Here is a 24,962-nt window from a genome sequence, read left to right on the forward strand (position 1 = left end):
TTGTTCCTTGCTTGCAGATTGGTATTTCGGAATGGGTACGGCGGAATCCGCGAAACGACGACGGGACAGCGGATTCCGCCGTGGTTCAGGGGGTGTTCGGTGTGACGCCCCGGTTGTCGGAGGTGCGGCGTCGTAGCATCATGCGCCCGCCGAGGACGCCGCCGACGAAGGTGACCGCGACGATGGCGAGGAACAGGTCGGCCAGAATCCTCGAGCCGCCGATCAGCGTGGTGAAGTTGGCGATCACGAGCGCGGTGATGCCGACCAACCCTATGGTGCCGAGCACGGGTGCGATCTTCGTGTGCCACAGACGCTTGTCGACAGTGGACCGGCGGAAGTAGGCGATGATCGCGATGCTGGTGAGCACCATCACCACGAGAATCGCGACGATCGCGACGCCCGCCATCCAGGTGAACAGTTGCAGGACGGGATCGGCCCCGGCCAGCGCGAACGCACCGACGAGGATGAAGGCGGTGGCGGTCTGCAGCAGCGAGCCCTCGTGCGGGGAGCCGTGTTTGCTGTGCACGACCATGAAGCGCTGGGGTGCGAAACCGCTGCGCGACAGGGCAAATGTGTATCGTGCGATGGCATTGTGGAAGGCGAGCAGGGCGGCGAACAGGCTTGTCACCAGCATGACCATCATGATGTCGGCGGCCATCGAGCCGAGGAATCGGGACGTCGCGGTGAACGTGAGGTCAGCGGTGTCGGCTTGTGCTGCGGCCGTGACCTCGTCGCTGCCGAAGGCCACGACCACGGCCCAACTCGCCAGGGCGTAGAGCACGCCGATGGTGATCACCGCGACATAGGTGGCGATCGGTACGGTGCGCTTCGGGTTCTTCGCCTCCTCGCCGTAGATCGCGGTCGCCTCGAATCCGACGAAAGAGCCGATGGCGAACATCAGCGCGATACCCGGGGACCCGGACAGGAACGCCGAGGGGGTGAACGAGACGGTGTCGACGCCGTGCGCGCCACCCTGGGCGAGGACTGCGACGGTGAGGGCGACGATCAAGGCGATCTCCGCGATCAGCAGGACCCCCAACACCTTGGCGCCGAGGTCGATGCTGCGATACCCGAGCACCGCCACGATCGCCATCAGCACGAACGCCCAGAGCCACCAGGGCAATTCGGGTCCGCCGAAGCGGACGACCACACTCTGCAGTGTCGACGCGGCGAGGCCGTAGATGGCCGCCTGGATGGTGGTGTACGCGAGCAGCGCCAGTGCCGCCGCGCCGAGGCCGGCTGGTCGGCCGAGGCCTTTGGTGACGTAGGCGTAGAAGGCGCCGGTGTCGGTGACCGAACTGCTCATCGCCGCGTAGCCGACGCTGAAGACGAGCAGCACCACCGCGGCGAGGATGTACGCCGACGGGGCGCCGGCACCGTTGCCGATGGCGATCATGACGGGCAGCGAGCCCGCGACCGCCGTCAGCGGCGCGGCCGCGGCGATGACGAGGAAGACGATGCCGGCGACACCGATGGATCCCCGCAACGACGATCGGTTGTCGGGCGGCGATGTGGTCGTGGGGTTCTCGATCATGATTGACCTCTCTCCGAACACATGAGGGGAGTTCATGTGAGCTTCAGGCTGCTGCCACGGCTGTGATTCAACGACTGTAGAACCATGGCGTTGTGATGCAGACTACAGTGCGGGAGTGGGGGCCGGAAGGTCCCCGGGGATCGGGAAAACCTTTACTCGGCTGGTGACGGGACGAAACGCCCGATGGGCGACGTGCGTGTGCACGTCGCCCATCGGGGTGGTGGGACCTCGGTCTGGGATCTCGATACGCCGCTCGCAGGCTCGCGGTTACTCGACCGGCGGTTGGGTGGGCAGGCTCGCGGTTACTCGACCGGCGGTTGGGTGGGCAGGCTCGCGGCTACTCGACCGGAGCTGGTTCACAGAACGACGGTGACCGTCTTCGTCTCGGTATAGGCGAGGATGCCCTCGTAGCCGAGCTCGCGACCGACTCCGCTGGCCTTCACGCCGCCCCAGGGCAGCTGGGGAGCCAGTGGTGACCAGCCGTTGACGCCGATCGCACCGGCCTCCACCTGCGCGGACACACTGTGCGCACGCGACACGTCGCTGGTCCAGACGGTGGCCGACAGACCGTACTGATTGTCGTTGGCCAGCGCGATCGCCTCCTCGTCTGAGTCGAACGGCACCACGACGCCGACCGGTCCGAAGATCTCCTCACGCGCGACGGCCATGTCGTTGCGGCCGGCCAGCACGGTGGGCTCGACGAAGAAGCCCGGACCGTCGGGTGCGGAGCCACCGGCGATCACATCGGCGCCCTCGTCGGCGCCCTTCTTCAGGTAGTCGACGACGCGGTCGCGCTGCCGCTCGTTGACCAGCGGTCCCATGGTGGTCGCGGGATCGAACGGATCACCGATGACCTGTGCCTGTGCGGCACCCTTGAGGCCGTCGAGGACGGCGTCGTAGACATCACGATGCGCGAGGATGCGGGTGCCCGCGGCGCACACCTCGCCTTGGTTGAAGAACAGGCCCATCGCACTGCCCTGGATCGCGGCCTCGAGGTTGGCGTCGGCGAAGATGATCTGCGGTGCCTTGCCGCCGAGTTCGAGCGCCGTGCGCTTGAAGTTCGTCGCGGAGTTGCGGAGGATCGCGCGTCCGGTCTCGGTGGAGCCGGTGAACGAGATCTTCTTGACTCCGGGATGCAGCGACAGCGCCTCGCCCGCGACCTTGCCGATGCCGGGGAGCACGTTCACGGTGCCGGCGGGGAACCCGGCTTCGTCGATGAGCTCCGCGAGCCGCAGGATCGACAGTGACGCATCCTCGGCGGGCTTGATGATGACGGTGTTCCCACAGGCCAGGGCCGGAGCGAGCTTCCAGCCGAGGATCATCAGCGGCGCGTTCCACGGCACGATCGCGGCGACCACACCGAGCGCCTCGCGCCGGGTGTACGCGTGGGTGGGTGCCGGCCCGCCCATGTAACCGTCGTTCGCGATCTGCTCGCCGTTGATCTTGTCCGCCCATCCGGCGTAGTACCGCAGGGTCCCGATCAGATTCGGGATCATCAGCGCCGCACTGGCACCGACGGGACGCCCCATGTCCAGCGACTCCAGCGCGGCGAGCTGCTCGAGGTCACGCTCGACGAGATCGGCGAGCCGGTTGAGCAGGACGCCCTTGCGCGACGGGGCCAGGGCACCCCACTCGCCCCGGAAGGCCGCGGTCGCCGCGGCCACGGCCGCGTCGACCTCGTCGGCGTTCGCGGCGCCGAGTTCGGCAAGCGCGGCGCCGGTCGCCGGGTTGAGGGTGGTGAAGGTGTCACGGGCGTCGCGCCATTCGCCACCGATGAACAGCCCGGTGTGAAGGTTGGAAATGTCGATCATTGCGGATACTCCTTGCTGATGCGGGTTGAGGATCAACCCGCGGTGATCAGTTCTGCTGCTCGTTCGGCGATCATCGCGGTGGGTGCATTGGTGTTGCCGGTGGTGACCATCGGCATCACCGAGGCGTCGGCGACCATCAGGTTCGCGACTCCGGTGACGTGCAGATCCGGCGACACGACGGCGCCGGCGTCCGTGCCCATCCGGCAGGTGCCTGCCTGATGGTGGTAGGTGTTGACCGCGCGTCGCACCCACGCCTCGATGGCCTCATCGGAGTCGTCGACCTCCGGTCCGGGCAGGACCTCGTGGGCGCCCCAGGCCTCCGCGAGCGCAGCCTGCCGACCAACCTCACGGCATTGACGCACCGACCGGATGAGGGCGTCGAGATCGCGACGGTCATCGAACACATTGAAATCGATGACCGGAGATGCCGTGGGGTCGGTCCCCGACAGCGTGACAGTGCCCGCGCTGTGTGGCCGGATGAGACCTGCGTGCAGAGTGAATCCCGATGTGGGGCCGGTCATTCCCTCGTCGTAGTAGAAGGGGATGCTGAAGTTGATGGGTTGGGTGTCCGGGACCGGCAGGGACGGGTCGCTCTTCCAGAACCAATGTGTCTGGGTGACGGGCTGGAACGGTTGCGGCGGATCGATCGGCCTGCCGGTCCCGAAGATCACCGGGACCAGGAAGTGATCCTGCAGGTTCTTCCCGACCCCGGGGACGTCGGCGACCACCTCGATGCCCAGGGCCTCGAGCTCGGCGGCCGGGCCGATCCCACTGCGCAGCAGGATGCTCGGCGAACCCAGGGCGCCGGCGCACAGCACCACCCGGTCGGCGCGCAGCTCTCGGGACACACCGCCTTGGATCACCCGGACCCCGACCACTGCTCCGTCGATGACGACGAGCGAGTCGATGAGCGCATCGAGTTCCAGTGTGAGCTTCGGGTGGTCGAGGACCGGGCGCATGTACGCCGCCCACGTCGACAGCCTCTTGCCGTCGCGCAGGTTGAGTTTCATCCGCGACGCCCCCTCCTGATCGCCGGAGTTGTAGTCGGCGTTGAGGGGCAGCCCCCATGAGACCGCTGCGTCGAGGATCGCCTGCTGGATGGGGGCGAGTTCGGGTTCCACCGTGTCGATGAAGCCCTCGTCACCCAGACCCCGCTCGATCTGCTTGAACAGCGGGGCAACCGATTCCCAGTCCCACCCTGAGTTACCGGCAGCCGCCCACTGGTCGTAGTCCCACGGGGACCCGTGCACCCAGATGGTGCCGTTGAGCTGGTTGGAGCCCCCCACCACCTTGCCGCGGGGCACGTGCAGTTTCCGGCCGAGTGCGTTCGCCTGCGGCGACGAGAAGTATCCCCAGTCCTCCGGGCCGAGCCACAGCTCGCCGACACGGGACATGTCGTGGACGGCCGGGTTGGTGTCGAGTCCGCCCGCTTCGACCAGGGTCACGGTGTGTCCGGCATCGAGCAGACGACGGGCGATGACCGATCCGGCGGTGCCGGAGCCGAGCACAAGAACGTCGGGGGTGGGCATGGATCCTCCTGTATCTGCACTGCTCGACATCCTCGCGGTCCCGATCGCGGCTCGCGCGGGACGCGTCATGAAAGACGCTGTCGAAAGCGAGGTTTCGTCAGCGGTGCGGTTGACGGTTGGCGACGCCGTTGTCGGTGCAGATCAACCTATCCAGCACGGTCGCCGCCGAACACCCCGATGTTGCCAACGCTGCACTACAGAAACCTTTAGGGCGTCCCGACAGGCGGAGTGGCCCGCCGTCACACCGAGGGTGGCGTCTCGACCAACGGGAGAGACACCCGCGCCGTCGTTCCACGAGGCTCGTTCGGCAGATACTCGATCGAACCGCCGTGGCGTTCCACGATGTGTTCGGAGATGATCAGGCCGATACCCGAACCGTCTTCCTTGGCGGAGAAGGCACCTGACGCGAGTCGGTCCGACGGAGCGGCGCCGGCGGCGTCACTCATGCCTCTGCCCTGGTCACGGATGCAGACGAAGGCCGTGCCGTCAGCCGTTCCGGTTTCGACCGCGAGTTCCTTGATCTCCGTCGTGGGACGAACGATCTCGTCGATCGCGTTGACGCACAGGTTGATGATGACCTGGCCGATGAGGACACTCTCACCCTGGACCGGCAGGGTGCGCTCGGGGATGTCCGCGAAGACCCGTACACCCTGTTCGGCGGCCCGCAGGCGCACGAAATACAGGCTTTCCCGAACAGTGTCGTTGAGATCCATGAGCACCGAGGTGCTCTCGATGCGCCGGACGTAGCGCTTGACCGACGTCACGATGTCGGCGGCCCGGTGGAGCTGCTTCTCTATCTGATCGATGCCGTAGGACAGGCTGCGGGCGTCGACCGTCTCCGCGGAGAGGCGGTTCTTGAGCCCGCTCAGATAGTTGGTGGAGGCGGCCAGTGGCTGGCCCAGCTCGTGCGCGAGGATCATCGCCATGTCACCCATGGCGTGATAGCGGCTCAGATACTGAAGATTGGCCTCCTGATAGGCGTTTCGACGTTCCCACTCGACGCGGTCGGTGACGTCGCGGACGGTCAGCACCCGCGACCGCATGCCGTCGTGATCGACGATCTCCAACTCCCCGGCCAGCCATGCGGTGGTGCCGTCGTCCTTGACGATCGCCTGCTGGACCGTGACCGAGCCGGCACCGGTTTCGAGCCGCTGCACGACCTGCTCATCGGTCAGCCGGGGTTCGCATTTGCCGAGGTCCTCCAAATGCACGCCGGACAGTTCCGCGGGCGTGCGGCCGAACAGCTGCGCGGCAAGAGGGGAGATGTCGTCGATGCAGTTGTCGTCGTCGAGCAGGACGATTCCCGCGGCGGTGTGGGTCATGATCCGCTGCAGGGACTGCGACACCCAGCTGAGTTCCTCCTGCAACTCGACCTCTTCGGAGATGTTGCGGAACTCCACCATCACGACCGGCCCGTCCTCACAGGTCACGAGGGTGGCACGGGCATCGGTCAAGAAGTCGGTGCCGTCCTTGGTCCGGTACTTCCACTGCTTGCGGCTCGAGCCGTGCACCACAGCCGACTGCAGCCAGGCGACGCCCACCTCCCGCCGGTAGGCGCGTTCCTGTGCGCTCATGTGATGCGCCTTGAGTGGCTTCAACTCTTCGAGGGTGAAGCCGAACATGCGGCATGCGGCGGGATTGGCCCACAGGATGTTCTTCGAGCTCGCCTCGTGGATGAGGATGCCGGTCCCCGTGTTGAGGACCATCTGTTCGAAATCGCGGCGTGTCGGGAACAACGCATCGCCTCCCATCTGACGAAACTCAGCATAGGCCGCTCGGGTGGGCGCGAAGGTAAGGAATTGCTTAGCCGTCGCGTGGGAAATCCCGATACCGGCGATCGCCGGCGGTCCATAGTGTAACGCCCATAAGGATTCTCGAATCTGAATGGAGAGACTCATGACCACGCAGAGCATGACCGATCGGGTGGTCGCGGAACCGGCGGGACCGGCGCGCGCGGCCGCGTTCGATCAGGCACTCGAGGTGCTCCGCGATCGGCGGGACGAGTTCAACGCGCAGCGTTATGTTCCGCGCGAGTTCATCGCCCTGCTCAAGCGGGCGGGAATGTACCGCGCGTCGACCCCCGCGGCGTTCGGCGGTGAGCCGTTGCCGCCGTCGACATTCATGAAGATGGTCGAGCAGATCTCGGCGGTGGATCCCGCGACCGGGTGGGTGTCGAGCTTCGGTTCGTCGCTGGTCTACTTCGCGGCGCTGCCGGTCGAGACGCAGCGCACGATCTACGCCGCCGGCCCCGACGTCGCCTACGCCGGTGGGTTGTTCCCCATGCAGGAGGCCGAGAAGGTCGACGGCGGCTACCTGTGCACCGGGGTGTGGCAGTTCGCCAGTGGGTGTCGCGGAGCGGACATCCTCGGCATCGGATTGGCAGGCGGGCCCGAGACGGCCGGCAAACCCCTGACCGCCCTGGTCGATCCGAGCGACGTGGAGATCCTGGACAACTGGGATGTCGCGGGCATGAAAGCGACCGGCTCCCACGCGATTCGGGCGGACCGACTGTTCGTCCCGGAGGAGATGACCTTCGTCCGTGGTGGTCCGGCACAGATCGACGAGCCACTGACCCGCTACCCGTCGCTGGCCTACGCCGCGCAGGTGTTGGCAGTGGTGACCCTCGGCGCGGCGCGGGGTGCACTCGATTACGCCACCGAGGTCGGGGCCGCGCGGACGTCCATCACCGGTGGTGCCAGCAAAGGCAACCGGCCTGCCTACAAGACAGGGCTGGCCGAGGCCGAAGCCGAACTGCGTTCGGTACGGGCGTTCTTCTACGACGCCACCGACCAGGTGTGGCAGAAGGCGGTCGACGAGACACCGCTCACCACCGAGGACCTCGCTCTGCTTCGCCTGAGCGCGACGCACGCCGCGCACGTCGGCCGCCGGGTCGTCCTGCGGGCGTTCGACCTCGCCGGCACCGGCGCCATCTACGAGACCCACCCCCTGCAGCACTTCCTGCAGGATGCGCTGGTCCCGGCGCAGCACGCGATGCTGCAGACCAACACCTACGAGGCGGCGGGGGCCTTGCTCCTGGGCCTCGACGCGGGTATCCCCAGCTTCCCCTGACCGGCCACCGGCACCCACACCACACTGAGGAGGAGTCCCCATGGCCAGCGAGCCGCTCCGCACGATGTTCTGTATCGGCAACAACCAGAACTTCTTCGACCTGCCCAAAGCCGAGATCGGCCCCGTGTGGGTCGGGATCTCCACGATGCTGTCGACCTTGAAAAACATGGACGGCGTCGACATCATCGGCACCTTCGACGACGATGCGCACATGGTCGGCCCCTCGGACGGCTGGCCGTGGACCTGCTACGTCCTCGCCGACGTCCGCGATCAGCCGACCGTACGTGATGCGTGCAATCTGCTGCGTACCACGATGATCGGTGAGTACGCGCTCTGGAAGTACTTCAAGATCGAGGCCCGGATGGGTCGCGAACTGACCATCCGCGACGACGTCGAACTCTGACCGTCCACGCCACCGCCGGGCACGTCGACACGCTCGGCCGCAGCGACAACGAACAAGGAACGCGCACATGACCACCATCGAACGGCCCACCCGGGCGTTTGCCGATCTGGCCGAGAAGGACCGGGTCGCCGGACAGCTCTACACCGACCCGGAGATCTTCGCCGAGGAGATGACGAAGATCTTCCATCGCACCTGGGTGTGGGTCGCGCACGAGAGCGAGGTGCCCGAGGCGGGCTCCTTCAAGACCACGCAGGTCGGCGACCAGCCCGTGATCGTCACGCGAGATCGCAAGGGCAACTTCAACACTCTGCTCAACCGATGCCGACACCGCGGCGCCACGGTCTGCGACCAGCGCAGCGGCAAGGCCAACGGCTTCACCTGCCCGTACCACAACTGGTCGTACACCCTCGACGGTCGGCTGCGCGGCATCCCGTACCCGGACGGCTACGAAGGGGTCGTCGAGAAGAACGATTTCCCGCTGCAGAAGCTCCGCACCGAGAGCTATCTCGGGATGATCTTCGCGACCTTCAACGCCGAGGCCGAGTCGCTCGAGGACCACCTCGGTGACGCCAAGATCTGGATGGAACGGTTTCTCAAGCAGTCCAACGGTTTCCCCACCAAAGTGCTCGGGACACATAAGTTCCGGTTCAAAGGGAACTGGAAGATCCAGCTCGAGAACACCACCGACGGCTACCACTTCCCGATGGTCCACAAGTCGTGGATGGCATCGGTCGACGCGGAAACCGCCAACATGATGTCGTTCATGGACGACCCGTCCGCCGAGACACACGCGCTGGGGAACGGACATTCGGTGGCGATCATGGCCGCGGCGCACGCCGACCTCGACGTCGACAGCGGCGATGAGGAGATCCAGCCGCGCTTCGCCCATCTCGTCGAGGAGCTGACCGAGGCCGGCGAGAGCCCGGAACGGATCCGTCGGTACATGCGGTCGATGCACGGCTGTGGTTTCAACCTGAACATGTTCCCCAACATCGCGATGTCGTCGTCGTTCTTCCGTGTGCTGATCCCCATCAGCGTCGACGAGACCGAGGTGTGGCACATGGCCATCGGCATGGACGGCGGACCGGAGAGCATCAACCGCGAGCGGCTGCGCATCCACGAACACTTCCAGGGCCCGTTCGGCTTCGGCAGCCCCGACGACGCCGAGGGCTGGGACCGGGTGCAGATCGGCGCGGGCGGCAACCCCACCATGCCGATCCTGGTGAACCGCGGCGAGAACCGCGAATACCTCACCGAAGAAGGCTGGCCGACTTCGCATGTCACCGACGAGACCGGGATGCGCGAGTCGTACGAGATGTGGAAGAAGATGATGAGCAATGACTGACGTTTTCGCCTTCAGCGACCCGCGGGTACTGCGCGCGATCCAACTCGTCTGGCACGAGGCCGCCGTGCTCGACGCCAAGGACTACCGGATCTGGGAGGACATGTACACCGACGAGGCCCTGTACGTGATCCCGATCGATCCGGACACCGACGATTTCGAATCGTCGTTGAACATGGTGTACGACGACAAACGGATGCGGCGTCTGCGCGTCGAACGCATGATGCAGGGTTACGCACCCTCGGCGGTCGCGGCCGCACGCACGGTACGCGTCGTCTCGCGGTTCACTGTCGACGAGGTCACCGACACCACGGTCACGTTGCGATCAGCCCAGATACTCAACGCCTTCAAACGCGACAAGTTCTCCACGATCGGCGCCGAGATGACCCACAAGGTCAGCCTCGGCGACGATGGCGACAAGATCGCGCTCAAGGTCGCGCGTCTCATCGACAGCGAAGACGCGGTCAGTGCGTCCGGATATCTCCTCTAGGAGGCCACGATGACATCATCGACCTCATCGAACGCCGGGATCGCGGTCGTCACGGGTGCCGCCGGCGGCATGGGCAGCCACATCGCGCACCGACTCCACGCCGACGGCCACCGGGTGCTGTTGACCGACATCGACGTCGACTCGGCCGCGAGGATCGCCCACGATCTCTCGCCGGACGGTTCCACAGCGCAGGCCGCGACACTGGACGTCGCTCACCGCGAGAACTTCGTGGACACGCTCGCCGAATGCGAAAAGATCTGGGGAACACCGACGATCCTGGTCAACAACGCGGCGATGACCCAGGCGGCAGATCTGATGACGCTCGGGGAGGACGACTTCACGCGCGTGCTGTCCACCAATGTGAACAGTATCTTCTTCGGCTGTCAGGTCTTCGGCGCGGCGATGGCCGGCCGTGGCTACGGACGGATCGTGAACATGGCGTCGCTCGCCGGCCAGAACGGCGGCACCGCCACCGGTGCTCACTATGCGACCAGCAAAGGCGGAATCCTGACCGCCACCAAGGTCTTCGCGCGTGAGCTCGCCGGGAGCGGCGTCACCGTCAACGCCATCGCACCCGGGCCGCACGACCTGCCGATCGTGAAGGCCACCGTACCGCCGGACCGTCTCGACGCGGTGATCGCCGGTATTCCGGTGGGCCGACTCGGTAATCCGGGCTTCGTCGCCGACATGGTCGGCCTGCTGACCGCCGAGAACGCCTACTTCGTCACCGGTGCATGCTGGGACGTCAACGGCGGACTCTACGTGCGCTGATCCTCACACCCCTTGTTCACCAGGAGAATTCCCATGGCACTCATCGATGTCATCGTGTCCGACATCGTGCAGGAGACGGCGTCGATCAAGACGTTCTACCTCTCGCACCCCGACGGCAGTCCGATCGGGAAGTACGTGCCCGGCGCACACATCGATGTCGTCGGTCCGACCGCCATCACCCGGCAGTACTCACTGTGCAGTCGGCCCGACGGCCAGGAGACCTTCGCCGTCGCCGTCAAGCGCGAGGAGGACTCGCGCGGCGGATCGGCCGCGCTGCACGAGGTGTCGGTAGGGGACTCACTGAAGATCAGCGAACCGCGCAACCTCCTCGCGATCGCCCCCGACGCGCGTCACCATGTCCTGGTCGCGGCCGGCATCGGGATCACCCCGATGCTGAGCATGGCCCGGTACATGGACGTGCACGGCATCAGTTTCGAACTGCACTACTTCGCGCGGACCGCGCAGGCAGCGGCCTTCCTGCCCCTGTTGCGTGATCGCTGCCCGGAGAAACTGCACGCACACCTCGGCGTGGACCGCGGCGAACAGGAGGATCTGGTGTCGGCCGCACTCGCCGCCGCAGTCGCCGGAACACATGTGTACGTCTGCGGCCCCGAGGGCTTCATGACGAAGATGATCGCCTGCGCCGAACGCTACGTGTCGCCAGATGCCGTGCATTCCGAGAACTTTCACGCCGCCGAGCAGCCCGGCGAGGCTGCGAACACCGCATTCGAGGTCGAGCTCGACGGCGAGACCTATCAGATCGCGTCCGACCGTTCGATCGTCGAGGTGTTGACCGAAAACGGCTGCGACATCGACACCTCGTGTGAGGAAGGCATCTGCGGTACCTGCATCATGCAGGTGCTCGCCGGCGACCCGGATCACCGCGACAACGTGCTCACCAAGGCGGAGAAGGAATCGGGTGAGGTGATGGCGGTGTGCGTCTCGCGGACCGCCGGGAAACGAATCGTGCTGGACTACTACTGAGCCGGTCGGTCCACGGGCACGTCGACGTCGAAGCGGAGGATGTCGCGGACCAGCGTGCTGATGCTGTCGGCGTCGGTCTTGGCCTTGATCCGCGCGCGATGGACGTCGACGGTCTTGACGCTCATGCCGAGCTTGCGTGCGATGTTCTGACTGGGCAGACCCTCCACCACCAGCGCCAGGATCTCCCGCTCCCGCGGCGTCAGCAGGGCAACCTTGTCCTGGATCGACCGCTTGCTCTGGAAGGTCGCGAAGCGCTCGGTGGCCTGCTCCACGCCCCGCTGCACGGCGTCGAGCAGTCGCTGAGGATCGTAGGGCTTCTCCAGGAAATCCATCGCACCGGCCTGCAGGGTCGACACCGACATCCGGATGTCGCCGTGCGCCGAGACGAAGATGATCGCCACGTGCGGCGCGAACTCGTTGAGCTTCTCCTGCAGACGGGTCCCGCTCATCTGCGGCATGCGTACATCCAGGACGATGCACGCCGGATGGTCACCCGTGTAGGCGGCGAGAAACTCGTCGGCGCTGTGACAGATGGTCGGCTTGATGCCAATGCTGTCGAGGAGCCAGTCGACGGACTCGCACAACTCCGGATCGTCGTCGACCACATACACCGTTGTGGGATGTTCGGCCGGTGTCAGCGCGTCCGGCACGATCCGACCCTCGACAAACCCGCGGACGGGCGATGGGATGGGGCTTGGGCGCGCACGATCACAAGCTTAGCGGCACTCAGGTATCTGCACGGTCGGCCCAGGCAGCTTCGGCTGTCCAATAGTTCATGCCGACCGCGCTCACGCGGTGTCGCCAGTCGCTGGTGCGTAACAGAGCGGGTTCCTCCTGTCGCACGGATTCGTCGGCGGCTTCCGGACCATCGGCCTCGACCGTCCAGTGAACCCAGTTGACCTCGCGGCCGTACTCGTCGTGCACGAACAGGTCGACGTGGTGCCAGCCGTAGTTGAAAGTGTCCTCGTAGCACGTGAGGAACATGTGGTGATGAGCGGTCGGACGTGGTTTGAGGGCCATCGCAGTTCCTTCGTGTGCGGAGCGTGTGCTCACGCCTCTATGGGTGGCAGGGATCGCAGGATCGGTTCGAGGAGGGCCGCCACGGCGAAGAGTTCGGCCTCGGCACCCGGCAACGCGATCAGCTGAACGCCCAACGGCAATCCCGTGGTGGTCCGCGCACCGGGAACGACCACGACCGGGGCGCCGAGTAGTTGCCAGGGGCGGCTCAGCACGGGAGAGCCGGTCGCGGTCAATCCTTCTGGGGCGGGTCCGAGCGCGGCCGGGCCGACGATGATCGTCTGCCCGCCCAGAATCTCCCGCAACAGTGCCCGCGAACGATCCCGGCGGATCAGTGCCGAGGCGCGTGACTCGCTGGTGGTGGCTCGACCGGCCTCGACGAGCGCCTGCAACGGTGCGCTGAGCGCCGCGGCGTGGCTGTCGTAGGTGCCGTCGAGTGTCTGCGCTGCCTCATAGGACATCACGGTCACATGGTCATGGGCGAGGGTCTGTATGTGATCGTCCCACTCGAGATCTCCGGTCTGCAGCCCCACTTGTCCGAGCACGTCGGGAATGGCCTTGAGCAGCCCGGTCATCGACGGGTCCAACGTGTCCAGTCGGCTGCCGTGCCACACCAACGCGGTGTGTGCGGGAGCCGTTGTCTCCGCGGGTCGGCCGACGAATGCCGAGTACACGTAACGCAGGTCGGCGATCGTCCGGGTGAGCATTCCGAGCGTGTCCAGAGATTCGCTCAATCCGGCGATCCCGGCCAGGCTGGTGGTGCCCTGAGCGAGGACGAGTCCGGCAGCACCGCAGTAGGAGGCGGGTCGTGTGAGCGACCCCGCCGTCTGGGTGCCCAAGGCGATCGGGACGGTGCCCGCACCGGTCGCCGCGGCCGAGCCGCTCGACGACCCGCCCGGGGTGTGGTCGCTCGCATGCGGGTTACGCGTCGGGCCGGGCGCGAAGTACCCGAACTCCGTGGTGACAGTCTTGCCCTGCACGATCGCGCCGAGATCGCGAAACCGACTGACACAGTCGGCATCTGCTGCCGCGGGTTGGTCTGAGGTGGTTGTCGACCCCGCACGCGTGGGCAGCCCGGCGACGTCGATGAGGTCTTTAACCCCGAGCGAGATCCCTTGTAGTGGCAGCGAGACCTCGCCGTGGTCGAGTGCGCGGGCCTGCTCGACGTGATCGTCGGACAGCGCGACCCAGGCGGACAGGTCCGGCTCCCGACGGACGATCTCATCGCGCACCTGCACGACAAGGCTTTCCGCCGAGACCACACCTGCGTTGACCGCGGTCACCTGGTCGCTGATGGACTGATTCCAGTAGGCCGAGCTCACCGATCCTCCTTTGTCCGGTGACTATGAGTGTGCCCGCCCGGCGGTGCCGGCAACAGTAAAGATTTCCCTCCTATCCCTGTAGGGGCACTCCGACTTAGGTTCACGTCAGTCGATTTGCATCACGCAGACATCCGTGTCACCCGACAACGCAATCACGAGGAATCACGATGGCCACGAACACAACCGACGCCCGATCCGCCCCGACCGTCACCGCTGGGCCCCGTCGTGTCGACTTCCGGCGGATGACCGGACGCGCATGGCTGGTCACCGGATTGCTGGTGCTGTTCCAGATCGTGGCATTCGCCGACAAGGCAGTGCTCGGGCTGGTGTCGGCCGACGCGATGCCCGAGCTCGGTCTCAGTGCGGTCGAGTTCGGGTTCATCGGCAGCGCCTTCTTCTTCCTCTACGCGATCGTCTCGGTGATCACGGGATTCCTGGCGTCGAAGTTCTCGGTCAAATGGATTCTGTTCGCCATGGGCATCACCTGGGCGGTCCTCCAATTCCCCATGGTTCTCGGGGGTGGAGCAGCGATTCTCCTGGTCACGCGCATCGTCCTGGGCGGTGCGGAGGGGCCGGCCACCGCCATGTCGCTCACCTCGGCGCACGGGTGGTTCGCCCCGGCACGTCGTGCGATGCCGTCCAATCTGATCGCCGCGGGCTCCACGCTGGGTCCGGTGATCGCCGCGCCCGCGCTGGCCTGGGTCATCTCGGCCTGGGGGTGGCGATGGGCCTTCGGTGTCCTCGGGATCGTCGGCCTGATGTGGGTCACCGCGTGGCTGCTGCTCGGTGCCGACGGACCGTACGGGAAGGGCAGGTCGGGCCGACGTCGCGTCGACGCGGCGGGGCGTGACCAGGCAGCTCGCGATGCGGACCAGATCGACACGGACGCGGTCGACGACCAACAGCCGGTGGTGATCTGGCGCGCGCTGGCGAGCCTCGCCTTCCTCTCGGCGGTCATCGGAGGAGCGTCCAACTTCTGGGTGCAGGGCTTCCTCACCACCTGGCTGCCGCAGTACCTCGGTACGGTGGTCGGGCTCTCGCTCGGCGAGGTCGGCTCGGTGACCACGTTCCCGTGGGTCATCGGGGCGGTGGTTCTCCTCGCGCTCGGTGCGGTGGGCCATCGCCTCATGCGTGCCGGTCACAATGCCCACCGCGCGATCGCCGTTCCGTTCGGATGCGCTGCCGTGGTCGCGGGTGTCTGCTTCGTCCTCATCCAGGCCACCTCGGGTCCCCTGGCGGTCGCCCTGCTGTGCATCGCCGGCGGATGCAGCCTGGCGTATCCGATGACGGCCTCGGCCATCGGCTTCGCAGTGTGTGCACGCCAGCGGCCGATACTGATGGCGACCCTGGGCGGTGTCGCATCCCTCGGTGCGGTGGTCTCCCCGATACTGGTGGGCTGGCTGATGGGCCGGGCCGGGTATGTGTCACCTCCCAAGGGAGAAAAGCCATCTGTCGAGATGGCTGCGAACATGGCCGTCGGCGTCCATCAGGCGTTCACCATCACCGGCATCGTGCTGCTGATCGGCGGAGCGCTCTGCATCGCCTTCCTGCGCCCGGAGAAGTTGGCGCACACCTTGCAACAGCGATTCGCCCGCCCCGAGCGAGCTCTCGCCTCCGAGAACCAGGAGTGATCATGTCCAGTACCGCACCCACGACCGTGGACCCCACGGCCTTCCGAGACGTGTTGGGGCACTACCCGACCGGTGTTGTCGTCGTCACCGGACGCGACGTCGACGACCAGATCCTGGCGATGGTGGTCGGGACCTTCAGCTCGGTCTCCCTCGATCCCCCGCTGGTGTCATTCATGCCGATGAAGACCTCACGCACGTTCGCCAAGATGCAGCAGTGCTCGTCGCTGTGCATCAACATCCTCGGTGCCGAACAAGAGGACATCGTCCTGACCGTGGCTCAGCGGTGGGAGAACAAGCTCGACGGGATCGACTGGTTCGAGTCGCCATCGGGGGATCCTGTCCTCGCCGAGTCCGTCGCATGGATCGACGCGCGGATCGCCAACACCGTCGAGGCGGGCGACCACTGGATCGCCCTGTGCGAGGTGCGTGACATGGCGGTGACCAATCCGGTGTCGCCGCTGATCTTCTTCCAGGGTGGGTACGGCAGCTTTGTCTGCACGTCACTCATGGCCCGCATGGATCACGAGATCCTTCCGGCCATCCACGCGGCTCACTCTGCCCGTGCCCAGGTCGAGGATCTCGCCACCGAGATCGGATGTGAAGTAACAGTTTTCACTGCGGTGAGCTGTGACGAGATGGCGACGGTGCTGTCGGCGGCCGCGCCCGGGGTCGATCGGGAACTCGGGCTTGCCGGCCGGATACCGATGGTGCCGCCCATCGGCGACACCTACTTGTTCGATCTCGGCGAAGAAGCCCGGGAACACTGGGTTTCCAAGCTGCGTGGCGCCTCGGACGAAGTCAAGCAGATACATCGGGACCGATTGACGTTCCTGCGTGAGAACGGTTACCTGATCTCGTTCCTGCCCTCCGAGGGCGACGCGGCCTACGACGAGATGCGCCGGGCCACACGCGAATACGAGAGCGGCCGACTCACGCCGTCGCAGGAACGACGTATTCGTGAGTCCATCGCCGGGTCTGCGGTCGACTATCGCGCCCGTCGGCTCGCCGACAACGATATCTACGACGTCGGCTCGCTCGTCATTCCCATCCGGGACTCCGGTGGCGGGCACTCCATGACGATCCGACTCGCACAGCTCCCGGCAGGCGCCACCGGCGCCCAGGTCACGGACTGGCTGGAGCGGGCACAGGCCGTCGCGAAGATATTGGAACGGACCGACTCGTCCGCGTCGCCAGTGGATGCTGCCGCGTCGTGACCAGCCGGACAGGAAGGGAAGAATGAACGCGAACACCATCACAGCCCTGGTCGCACGGGTGGAGGCGCTGGAGGCGGAGGCGGAGATCCGGCGCATCCAGAGTCGCTACATGTTCCTCTGTGACACGCCGTGCCCCGAGTTCGGCGTGCGTGACGACGAGCACCGAATCGATCTCATCCTCGATCTGTACACCGATGACGCAGTCTGGGAGGGCGTGGGGGAGTACTACACCGGCCAATTCGGCCGGGCCGAAGGGACGGCGGCGATCCGCGATCACTTCCGTACGTTCTGGGGTGAGAAGCAGGAGCCCGCACTGGTTCTCAACGCGCACTACCTCACCTCGGAGCAGATCCACGTCGACGGTGACGACGCAACGGGGCAGTGGATTCACATGCAGCCGTGGCTCTTCTCCGACGGCCGAGGTGTCCTGCGGTCGAGTCGACTGAACAATGCGTTCCGTCGCACCGATGACGGGTGGCGCATCACTCGTACCCGGACCGAGAACGTCTTCATCGCGGATCTGCCGAACCAGTTCACACAGAGTCATCCGTCCTCTTCGGTCCTGATGGGGCCTTGAACCCGCGGCACACCCGCCTGCTACCCGAACGCTTGGTCGTACACTTGTAGAAGCAACGACGTGGCGGCGCAGCGACCCCCGTCGCAACGGGGAACGGAGGGGCGATGCCACGCCTGGTCGATCACGCCGAACGGCGGCAGGCCATCATCAGCGCGGCCTGGCGGCTGATCGCGGCCCGCGGCATCGACGGCATCAACATGCGGGATCTCGCTGCGGAGGCCGGATACGCGAACGGGGCTCTGAGCCATTACTTTTCCGGTAAAGACGAGATCCTGCAGAGCGCGTTCGACCATGTCCTGGCCGAGACCAACCGGCGCATCGACCAGTCTGCCCGAGGACTGCGCGGACTGCGCGCGTTGCGAAAGGTGTGCCAGGAGATCATGCCGCTCACCGAAGAGGCCCGACTCGAGGCGAGGATCGCCGTGTCGCTCTGGCAGCGGGCGCTGGCCGACCGGCAGATGGAGTCGGTCAACAACGCTGCGGTCGCGCACTGGCGGCTCCGGCTGGCCCGACACATCACCGAGGCGATCGAGGACGGGGAAGCACGCGACTGCGATCCGGCGATCCATGCCGACGCCCTGATGAACATGATGGTGGGCCTGCAGGTGACCGCCGTGCTCGATCGGAAATCCACGTCCCGGCGAGCACAGCTGGCGCTGCTGGAGTCGATGATCAGCGCCTTCGCAGGCCAAGGCCCGTCCCGTTGACGTACGGCCACGCACTGTCATGGCGAGATCCGAAGTTCGGCTTCTCGTGGGGACCCTGCCCTCCGGTAGCCTATCCGCCATGGCGACTCCGTCCGACCCTGCATCGAACCCGGGCCCGGGCGATGAGCACGCAATCGGCGAGCTGATCCGCCGCGCCGCGCGCCTCAAACATGAGCTGGTCGACTACGGAGAAGGCCGCGAGTTTCGGAGGCAGATCGATGCGGCGTTCCAGGCGAGCGGCCTCCGTCACGGCCATCTGGATGAAGCTCGGGCGACCCTCGTCTTGGATTATTTTGTCCTGCAACATCAGCTACCCAACGGGCGGACGGTCGTCGAGCGATTCGTGGCCCAACGGCGGCCGCGGCTGTCTGACGCCGACCGCGCGATGATGCTCGGCTGGCGCGACGTCATCGAGGGGATATTCGAGGTCAACGGGTTCGACGGCGAGGCCGTCGAACTCCGCAATCTGACCGATGATCTCGACTACCGTGTCTACTCCAACCTTGGACGTGAAGCCTTCCGCACGATCGACCCGGGCACGTTCTTGATCTGCAGAATCGTGCCGCTGTCGCCGACGAGTGGCGTTTGGCTGGTCAGCGGAAATATGGCCCGGTTTCCGGAATCGCACGCGAGCACGCTGGCGCGCACTGCCGTCAAACAGGTGATGGCTGAGCCGACTCTGCTCAGTCGCAACCCACGCCTATGGCGGCGAGCATGGGAAATGCAGGCTGCACATCGCGCCGAGTTCATCGCCCAGACCGGTGCCGACATGGTGGTGGTGTCCGGCGGCGACGTCGAAGCCGTTTACCGCGAGCATTACCGTCGCTTGCGGGACAAGGCGTTACGTGATCTCGCAGACAAGGGTGGCACTGAGCACGAGGCCGCCGAACCGCACTACGAGGGACAGCTGCCCGACGAGGTCGTTGAGGCCGAGTCCGTAGCGATCATCTACGACGAGGTGGACGGGCTGAACTTTTACGTCGGCTTCGGCCGTCTCGACGCCTTCTTTGCCGAGGCTGCCGCAACTGGCGAGGCGACCGATGACCCCGTTGCACTCGATCAACTCGACAGCTACCTCCGCGATGACTCCGTAGAACCGCTGGCGATCCGCCGGCTGGTCGGCCGTCACCCCGGCGGCGCCGACCCGGTGTTCCGGGCGCTGCTCGCGAAACCGGGATTCATGTGGTCGCGCGATGGGGAGCAGCTCTTACGCCGCTACAAGCCAGCGCATTTCGATCGCGAACCGGCACCCGCCATATCGGTGTTGGGTAGTCGTCTTGCGGAGCTGTCCCGAGCCGCCCGCTGACGTGCGGCTCGCGATCCTCACGCCACGAAGTCATCCCAGTTCGTCGCGAGATAGTCGAGGAATCGTGGGCCGACCGATTCGGCCGTCAGGTGATCGGCGGCCACGGGTTGCGCGGCCGCTCGGTAACCGGGGTCGGCGATGACCCGCCGAGCGAAGTCGTGGTGGAGGATTCCCGCGGTGCCGATGAGTACGAAATCGGCTCCTCGATCGAGGCATTCGCGGACGCCGGCGGCGTCTGTGATCTTCCCCGCCACGCCCAGCCGGGTGGCGCCGCGCGGCAGGTCGGTGAAGTGGTCGATTAGTCGTCGACCACGATGGATCTCGTCGTAGGGTTCCTTGAACGCATCCCAGAGGGATAGATCGAGGTAGTCCAGCTGCGCGTCGGCGAGCACCTCGGCGGCCAGCGCACGTGACTCGTCGAGGACGATCCCGTACCGTTCCGGCGACAGCCGCAGTCCCAGTTGGAAATCCGATGACGTGGCCGCGCGGATACCTGCGATGATCTCGTGCACGATCCGAAAGCGGTTCTCGGCCGAGCCGCCGTATCGATCGGTCCGATCGTTGTGGCGGGTGTCGAGGAATTGGGCGACCAGGTAGCCGTGGGCGCCGTGGATCTCGGCGCCGTCGAATCCGGCGCGTTCCGCGCGCACGGCAGCGGCGACGAAGTCATGGACAACCCGTTCGACCTGTCCGGTGGTCAGCGCGGTCGCGCCTTTGGCCGGGTCATCCCACGGGGCGACGGCCGGGCGTCCGGACAGCCGCTTGTCGGCGCGCCGGCCACCGTGCTGCAGCTGGATCGTGGCCACTGCGCCGGCCGCGTGCAGGCCGTCGGCGAGGCGGGTGAGGCCGGGCAGGTGGCGATCGTCGCAGATACCGAGCTGCCCGGAGAATGATTGACCGGCCGGGCTGACATGGGCCGCACAGGTCATCACCATCGCGAAGTCGCCTTCGGCTCGGCGCACCAGCCAGCGATACTCGTCGTCGTGCAGCGTGCCGTCGGCGTTGCTCTGCAGATTCGTCAGTGGCGCCAACGCGAGTCGGTTGGACCACGACGGTCCGTGGGCGAAGTCCAGTGGTGCTGCGGGGTTGGTCATGCCTGTGTCGTCTCTTTCATCCGGATCGTGCGACCACCGTTTCGCCGACGCCACACGGTGACGCCCAATGCGGCGGCCACGAAGCACGCTACCGCGCCGACGCCGAGGCCGACCCGGGCGCTGGTCGCCTCGCAAATCGCCCCGATGATCGGGCCGCCGATGGGTGTCGACCCCATGAAGGCGACCGACCACAGCGACATCACCCGCCCGCGCATCTGTGGGGCGGCATTGAGCTGGAGGGTCGCATTCGCGGTGGACATGAAGGTGACGCTCAGGAAGCCGACGAAGAAGAGCGCGCCGATGGCCACGGGCAGCGTGGGCGCCACGGCGGTGATGGCGATTGTCACGCCGAAGCCGGCGGACGCGATCGTCAGCGGGCGCAGGCCGGTTGTACCGCGTGCCGCGACGAGCAGCCCGCCGACGACCGCACCGACGCCCATCGCCGATGTCATGAAACCCAGTGCCTGCGGGCCACCGTTGAAGGTGTCCTTGGCGGCGGCGGGGAGTGAGACCTGAAACTCGTAGGCCAGGGTCCCGACGAGCGCCATCATCAGTAGTGGGATGGCCAGGGTGGGGGATTTCGCCACGTAACGAAGGCCCTCACGAAGCTGGCCCTTGGCACGTGCGACCGGCGCCTCCTGCTCGATGGTCGCCGTGTTCATCAGGACCAGGGAGATGACAACTGCGACGAAACTGCCGGCGTTGATCGCAAAACACCATCCGGCCCCCACCGCGGCGAGCAGCACACCGGCGACGCCGGGGCCGACGGCACGCGCCGCGTTGACCATCACCGAGTTCAACGTGACCGCGTTGCGGATCAGGGACTCACCGACGATCTGATGGATGAACGCTTGACGTGCGGGGTTCTCGAAGGCGTTGTTGAGGCCGAGTAGTAACGCAAGAACGGCGATCTGCCAGATCTGCACCCAGCCGCCGAGCGCGAGGACGGCGAGTACACCCGCGAGTACGCCCATGACACTCTGCAGCACGATCATCAACCGTCGGCGGTCCACCCGATCGGCGATGACCCCTGCATAGGGGCCGAGCAGCAGGATCGGAAGTGCTTGCAGTGCCACGATCGCGCCGAGGATCGACGCCGAACCGCTGAGGGTGAGGACGAGCCACGCCTGTGCCGTCATCTGCATCCAGGTCCCGACGAGCGACAACGACTGCCCGCAGAAATAGAGGCGGTAATTCGGGTTGGAGAGCGATGCCAGCGCGCCTGTCGGCGTCGCCTGGGGCGCGGGAGTAGGCCGAACGCCCGGTTCGCATATCTCGGGCATTCGATCTTCGGTCATCGGATTCCACTGTATGCCTCGAGGCATATGCGCCACGAATGGGCTGGTCAGCTGGAAGAGTGAGCGAGCCGGTGCGGCCGGCGCCCTAAACCGTTCAGTTCCTGAGGAGGCTCGCGAGGGCGGGCGGTGGGTGACCACCCGTTTCGTGTGGGGCGGGCGGTGGGTGACCAGCCGCTTCGCGTGGGGCGGGCGGTGGGTGAGGACCCGTTTCGTGTGGGGCGGGCGGTGGGTGAGGACCCGTTTCGTGTGGATCGAGCGACGGGTGACCAGCCGTTTCGTGTGGGGCGGGCGGTGGGTGACCAGCCGCTTCGCGTGGGGCGGGCGGTGGGTGACCACCCCGGTCCCTGAGGAGCGAGCTTGCGAGCGTCACGAAGGGCGGCCCAACGTGTGCGGCCCTCCGCTGGCGCGACCTCCTTCGAGGATCGAGTGGTGGGCGGATCGTGACGTTCGTGTCCACCCACTCGTCGGACACGGATCGGTTGTGCCGGTCAGGCGGTCGTTGCGATCAGGCGCGAATCGGCGATCGCCGCGGTGCGGTGTCGCGACAGCGATTGATACTCGGGGTCGGTGACCATGTCGAGGAAGGCGCCCGGAGTCGGGTAGCGGACCAGAAGAATCGAGTCCCACTGTTCGTCGAGCGGACCGATGACCGTCGGTCCGCAATTGCCGTGGTAGAGAACCTCGGCACCGGTCTTGCGGATGTGCGGCATGGCTGCCTCGCCGTAGAGGTCATACGCTGCGGCGCCTGAGATCGGTTGTGCCGGTGCGAGGTCTGCGGCGTGCGAATAGTCCGCGGTGTCTCGAAACCGCAGCAGGTTGAGCATCGTGATCGGTTGGTCTGCAGGCAGTTTCGCGACTTGTGCGAACTGTCCCTTCTGTGGGTCGACGGCGCGGCGTTCGGCGGGCGGAAGATCGGGGCTCATGACGTCCATCGTAGGCAGTAGGTGTGTCCGTCACCGGCGGGCACGGCGACCATCCGTTCGGGCGTTTCGTCCGAAATGCATCTTTTGGGCGAAATGCCTTCCTGTGTAGGACTTTCCGAGTTGGCGAGCACGAAACCGTTTGCCGTCCTAACGTTGAACGGACGGTGTCGTGACCCGACACCGACGACCATCGAACCCGCCCGGCGTTCATCGACAACGCCGGAGAGGAGATTGGCATGGCCACACCCACAAAGAGCGACCCCGCCGCCGAATCCGGTAGTCCGCCTCTGCGGCGGCACGTCGGCCGGATCGGCCTGCTGTTCGCGGGCGTCGGGTCGATCATCGGATCCGGATGGCTGTTCGGCGCCATGAACGCCTCCCAGACAGCCGGCCCGGCCGCGATCATCTCGTGGGCCCTCGGTGGCCTGATGATCTTGATGATCGGGCTGTGTTACGCCGAACTCGGCGCCATGTTCCCGCTCTCCGGTGGTGTCGTACGTTTTCCGCACATCGCCTTCGGATCGTTCTCCAGCTATCTGACCGGCTGGATTACGTGGGTCGCCTGCGCATCGGTGGCGCCCATCGAGGTCGAGGGCGCGTTGACCTACGCCACCAAGTACGCCCCGTTCACCAGTGAGCACACCGTGGACGGATCATCGGTGCATACCCTGACCGGGCTCGGCATGGTGGCGGCGGTCATCGCGATGGCAGTGTTCGTGGTGATCAACTACTACGGCATCCGCTGGTTTGCGCATGTCAACAACGTCGTCGTCTGGTGGAAGCTGGCGATCATCATCCTGGTGATCGTGGCCTTCGCCCTCACCCAGTTCAACACCGACAACTTCACCTCGCAGGGCTTCAAGCCGGAAGGGTGGCATGGTGTGTTCACCGCCATCGCCACGTCCGGAATCGTGTTCTCCTACCTGGGGTTCCGGCAGGGTATCGAGCTCGCCGGTGAGACCGACAACCCGAAGCGCAACGTTCCGTTCGCGGTCATCGGTTCCGTGCTGCTGACCGTCGTGATCTACGTCCTGTTGCAGGTGGCGTTCATCGGGTCGGTCAACCCCAGCGACATCGCCGACGGGTGGAGCAAGATCAGCTTCACCAACGACTTCGGTCCGCTGGCCGCGATCGCCACGATGCTCGGCCTCGGCTGGCTCGCGACGCTGCTCTACATCGACGCGGTGGTGTCGCCCGCCGGTACCGGCCTGGTCTACACCACGGTGACCGCACGGATCTCGTATGCCATGTCGCGCAACGGTAATGCTCCGGACTCCCTGGGTCGCACCACGAGCCGCGGGGTTCCGCTGGTGAGCATGATCCTCGCATTCATCGTCGGACTCATCCTCTTCCTGCCGTTTCCCAGTTGGCAGCAGCTCGTCGGATTCATCACCTCGGCGACCGTGTTGTCCTTCGGCTCGGGTCCGCTCGCAGTGGTGACGCTCCGTAAGCAGATCCCCACTCAGGAGCGGCCGTTCAAGCTGCCCGGCGTCCACGTGATCGCCTTCCTCGCGTTCTGGTCGGCCAACCTGATCGTGTACTGGACCGGCTGGTCGACCAACGAGAAGCTCTTCATCGCGGTGCTGCTCGGTGTGGTGTTGCTCGGTGTGACGGTGGCCGTCAACAAGCAACGGGAACGGCTGCACAACTGGGATTGGCAGGGTGCCGTCTGGTATGTGCCGTGGCTGAGCGGGCTCGCACTCATCTCCTGGCTGGGGGATTACGGTGGCGGCCAAGGGGTTCTCCACTTCGGCACGGCAATCCCGGTGACTTTCGTCTTCTCCGCCGTCATCTTCGGGCTCGCCTGGTGGGTGAAGCTGCCCACCGACCAGGTTGGGTTCTACATCGAGGAATCGCGGAAGGAAGCCGAAGAGGAGGAGTCGCAACTCGGCGGTGCGGTCGCGGGCTGATGCGGTAACCGGGCCGTGAGGACTACCAGG

The 24,962-nt window shown here is 66.0% G+C and carries 22 protein-coding genes; 12 read left to right on the top strand and 10 right to left on the bottom strand.

Features of this window, described 5'->3' with window-relative positions:
* Nucleotides 1-85: 85 nt before the first annotated feature.
* From ACVT6V_RS08595 to ACVT6V_RS08610, 4 genes are all read right to left on the bottom strand, one after another.
* Complete coding sequence (locus tag ACVT6V_RS08595) at nucleotides 86-1,534, bottom strand: APC family permease (RefSeq protein WP_489899385.1); 1,449 nt, start codon at nucleotides 1,532-1,534, stop codon at nucleotides 86-88.
* A 356-nt stretch (nucleotides 1,535-1,890) separates the two neighbouring features.
* A complete protein-coding gene (locus tag ACVT6V_RS08600; protein WP_489899386.1) occupies nucleotides 1,891-3,345 on the bottom strand; it encodes an aldehyde dehydrogenase family protein in 1,455 nt (484 codons plus the stop codon).
* Nucleotides 3,346-3,377: 32 nt separating this feature from the next.
* The gene (locus tag ACVT6V_RS08605; protein ID WP_489899387.1) at nucleotides 3,378-4,874 is read right to left on the bottom strand and encodes a GMC family oxidoreductase; all 1,497 of its coding nucleotides are present in this window, start codon (nucleotides 4,872-4,874) and stop codon (nucleotides 3,378-3,380) included.
* A gap of 239 nt (nucleotides 4,875-5,113) precedes the next feature.
* Nucleotides 5,114-6,625: a PAS domain S-box protein gene (locus ACVT6V_RS08610; protein WP_489899388.1), complete on the bottom strand. Its 1,512-nt coding sequence runs from the start codon at nucleotides 6,623-6,625 to the stop codon at nucleotides 5,114-5,116.
* 145 nt (nucleotides 6,626-6,770) lie between these two features.
* Here ACVT6V_RS08610 and ACVT6V_RS08615 point away from each other — a divergent pair, with 145 nt between their 5' ends.
* The 6 genes from ACVT6V_RS08615 to ACVT6V_RS08640 all read left to right on the top strand — a co-directional run bounded on the left by ACVT6V_RS08615 (nucleotide 6,771) and on the right by ACVT6V_RS08640 (nucleotide 11,933).
* Complete coding sequence (locus ACVT6V_RS08615) at nucleotides 6,771-7,943, top strand: acyl-CoA dehydrogenase family protein (RefSeq protein WP_489899389.1); 1,173 nt, start codon at nucleotides 6,771-6,773, stop codon at nucleotides 7,941-7,943.
* A 40-nt stretch (nucleotides 7,944-7,983) separates the two neighbouring features.
* Nucleotides 7,984-8,346, top strand: coding sequence for a hypothetical protein (locus ACVT6V_RS08620; protein WP_489899390.1), 363 nt, complete (start codon nucleotides 7,984-7,986; stop codon nucleotides 8,344-8,346).
* 67 nt (nucleotides 8,347-8,413) lie between these two features.
* On the top strand, nucleotides 8,414-9,691 hold the full coding sequence (locus tag ACVT6V_RS08625) for an aromatic ring-hydroxylating oxygenase subunit alpha (RefSeq protein WP_489899391.1): 1,278 nt from the start codon (nucleotides 8,414-8,416) through the stop codon (nucleotides 9,689-9,691).
* Nucleotides 9,684-10,178 carry an aromatic-ring-hydroxylating dioxygenase subunit beta gene (locus tag ACVT6V_RS08630; RefSeq protein ID WP_489899392.1) on the top strand — a complete coding sequence of 165 codons (495 nt, stop codon included), beginning with the start codon at nucleotides 9,684-9,686 and terminating at the stop codon, nucleotides 10,176-10,178. The genes ACVT6V_RS08625 and ACVT6V_RS08630 overlap by 8 nt, the downstream gene beginning before the upstream one ends.
* Before the next feature lie 9 nt (nucleotides 10,179-10,187).
* Complete coding sequence (locus ACVT6V_RS08635; RefSeq protein ID WP_489899393.1) at nucleotides 10,188-10,949, top strand: SDR family NAD(P)-dependent oxidoreductase; 762 nt, start codon at nucleotides 10,188-10,190, stop codon at nucleotides 10,947-10,949.
* A 33-nt stretch (nucleotides 10,950-10,982) separates the two neighbouring features.
* The gene (locus tag ACVT6V_RS08640) at nucleotides 10,983-11,933 is read left to right on the top strand and encodes a PDR/VanB family oxidoreductase (protein ID WP_489899394.1); all 951 of its coding nucleotides are present in this window, start codon (nucleotides 10,983-10,985) and stop codon (nucleotides 11,931-11,933) included.
* Here the strand turns inward: ACVT6V_RS08640 and ACVT6V_RS08645 are convergent.
* The 3 genes from ACVT6V_RS08645 to ACVT6V_RS08655 form a co-directional block, all read right to left on the bottom strand.
* Nucleotides 11,927-12,583 (bottom strand): response regulator transcription factor, encoded by a 657-nt coding sequence (locus ACVT6V_RS08645; RefSeq protein ID WP_489899395.1) that lies wholly within the window; start codon nucleotides 12,581-12,583, stop codon nucleotides 11,927-11,929. The two genes, ACVT6V_RS08640 and ACVT6V_RS08645, sit on opposite strands and share 7 nt — an antisense overlap.
* A 76-nt stretch (nucleotides 12,584-12,659) precedes the next feature.
* Nucleotides 12,660-12,953 carry a hypothetical protein gene (locus ACVT6V_RS08650; RefSeq protein ID WP_489899396.1) on the bottom strand — a complete coding sequence of 98 codons (294 nt, stop codon included), beginning with the start codon at nucleotides 12,951-12,953 and terminating at the stop codon, nucleotides 12,660-12,662.
* Nucleotides 12,954-12,982: 29 nt separating this feature from the next.
* Nucleotides 12,983-14,272, bottom strand: a complete 1,290-nt coding sequence (locus ACVT6V_RS08655; RefSeq protein ID WP_489899397.1) for an amidase — start codon at nucleotides 14,270-14,272, stop codon at nucleotides 12,983-12,985.
* A 167-nt stretch (nucleotides 14,273-14,439) separates the two neighbouring features.
* Here ACVT6V_RS08655 and ACVT6V_RS08660 point away from each other — a divergent pair, with 167 nt between their 5' ends.
* The 5 genes from ACVT6V_RS08660 (at nucleotide 14,440) to ACVT6V_RS08680 (ending at nucleotide 19,707) form a co-directional block, all read left to right on the top strand.
* On the top strand, nucleotides 14,440-15,903 hold the full coding sequence (locus tag ACVT6V_RS08660) for an MFS transporter (protein WP_489899398.1): 1,464 nt from the start codon (nucleotides 14,440-14,442) through the stop codon (nucleotides 15,901-15,903).
* Nucleotides 15,904-15,905: 2 nt separating this feature from the next.
* A complete protein-coding gene (locus ACVT6V_RS08665; RefSeq protein WP_489899399.1) occupies nucleotides 15,906-17,117 on the top strand; it encodes a flavin reductase family protein in 1,212 nt (403 codons plus the stop codon).
* Nucleotides 17,118-17,139: 22 nt separating this feature from the next.
* Nucleotides 17,140-17,694, top strand: coding sequence for a nuclear transport factor 2 family protein (locus ACVT6V_RS08670; protein WP_489899400.1), 555 nt, complete (start codon nucleotides 17,140-17,142; stop codon nucleotides 17,692-17,694).
* A 104-nt stretch (nucleotides 17,695-17,798) separates the two neighbouring features.
* The gene (locus tag ACVT6V_RS08675; RefSeq protein WP_489899401.1) at nucleotides 17,799-18,401 is read left to right on the top strand and encodes a TetR/AcrR family transcriptional regulator; all 603 of its coding nucleotides are present in this window, start codon (nucleotides 17,799-17,801) and stop codon (nucleotides 18,399-18,401) included.
* A 79-nt stretch (nucleotides 18,402-18,480) separates the two neighbouring features.
* Nucleotides 18,481-19,707, top strand: a complete 1,227-nt coding sequence (locus ACVT6V_RS08680; RefSeq protein ID WP_489899402.1) for a hypothetical protein — start codon at nucleotides 18,481-18,483, stop codon at nucleotides 19,705-19,707.
* Nucleotides 19,708-19,724: 17 nt separating this feature from the next.
* Here the strand turns inward: ACVT6V_RS08680 and ACVT6V_RS08685 are convergent, their stop codons facing one another.
* From ACVT6V_RS08685 to ACVT6V_RS08695, 3 genes are all read right to left on the bottom strand, one after another.
* Entirely contained in the window at nucleotides 19,725-20,801 is a 1,077-nt protein-coding gene (locus ACVT6V_RS08685) for an NADH:flavin oxidoreductase (RefSeq protein ID WP_489899404.1), read from the bottom strand.
* Nucleotides 20,798-22,099, bottom strand: coding sequence for an MFS transporter (locus tag ACVT6V_RS08690; protein ID WP_489899405.1), 1,302 nt, complete (start codon nucleotides 22,097-22,099; stop codon nucleotides 20,798-20,800). The genes ACVT6V_RS08685 and ACVT6V_RS08690 overlap by 4 nt, the downstream gene beginning before the upstream one ends.
* 488 nt (nucleotides 22,100-22,587) lie before the next feature.
* A complete protein-coding gene (locus ACVT6V_RS08695) occupies nucleotides 22,588-23,022 on the bottom strand; it encodes a DUF1330 domain-containing protein (protein WP_489899406.1) in 435 nt (144 codons plus the stop codon).
* A gap of 236 nt (nucleotides 23,023-23,258) precedes the next feature.
* Between ACVT6V_RS08695 and ACVT6V_RS08700 the strand changes: the two genes are divergently transcribed.
* Nucleotides 23,259-24,932 carry an APC family permease gene (locus ACVT6V_RS08700; protein WP_489899407.1) on the top strand — a complete coding sequence of 558 codons (1,674 nt, stop codon included), beginning with the start codon at nucleotides 23,259-23,261 and terminating at the stop codon, nucleotides 24,930-24,932.
* Nucleotides 24,933-24,962: the final 30 nt, after the last annotated feature.

The organism is Gordonia sp. LMA167 (assembly GCF_058130025.1).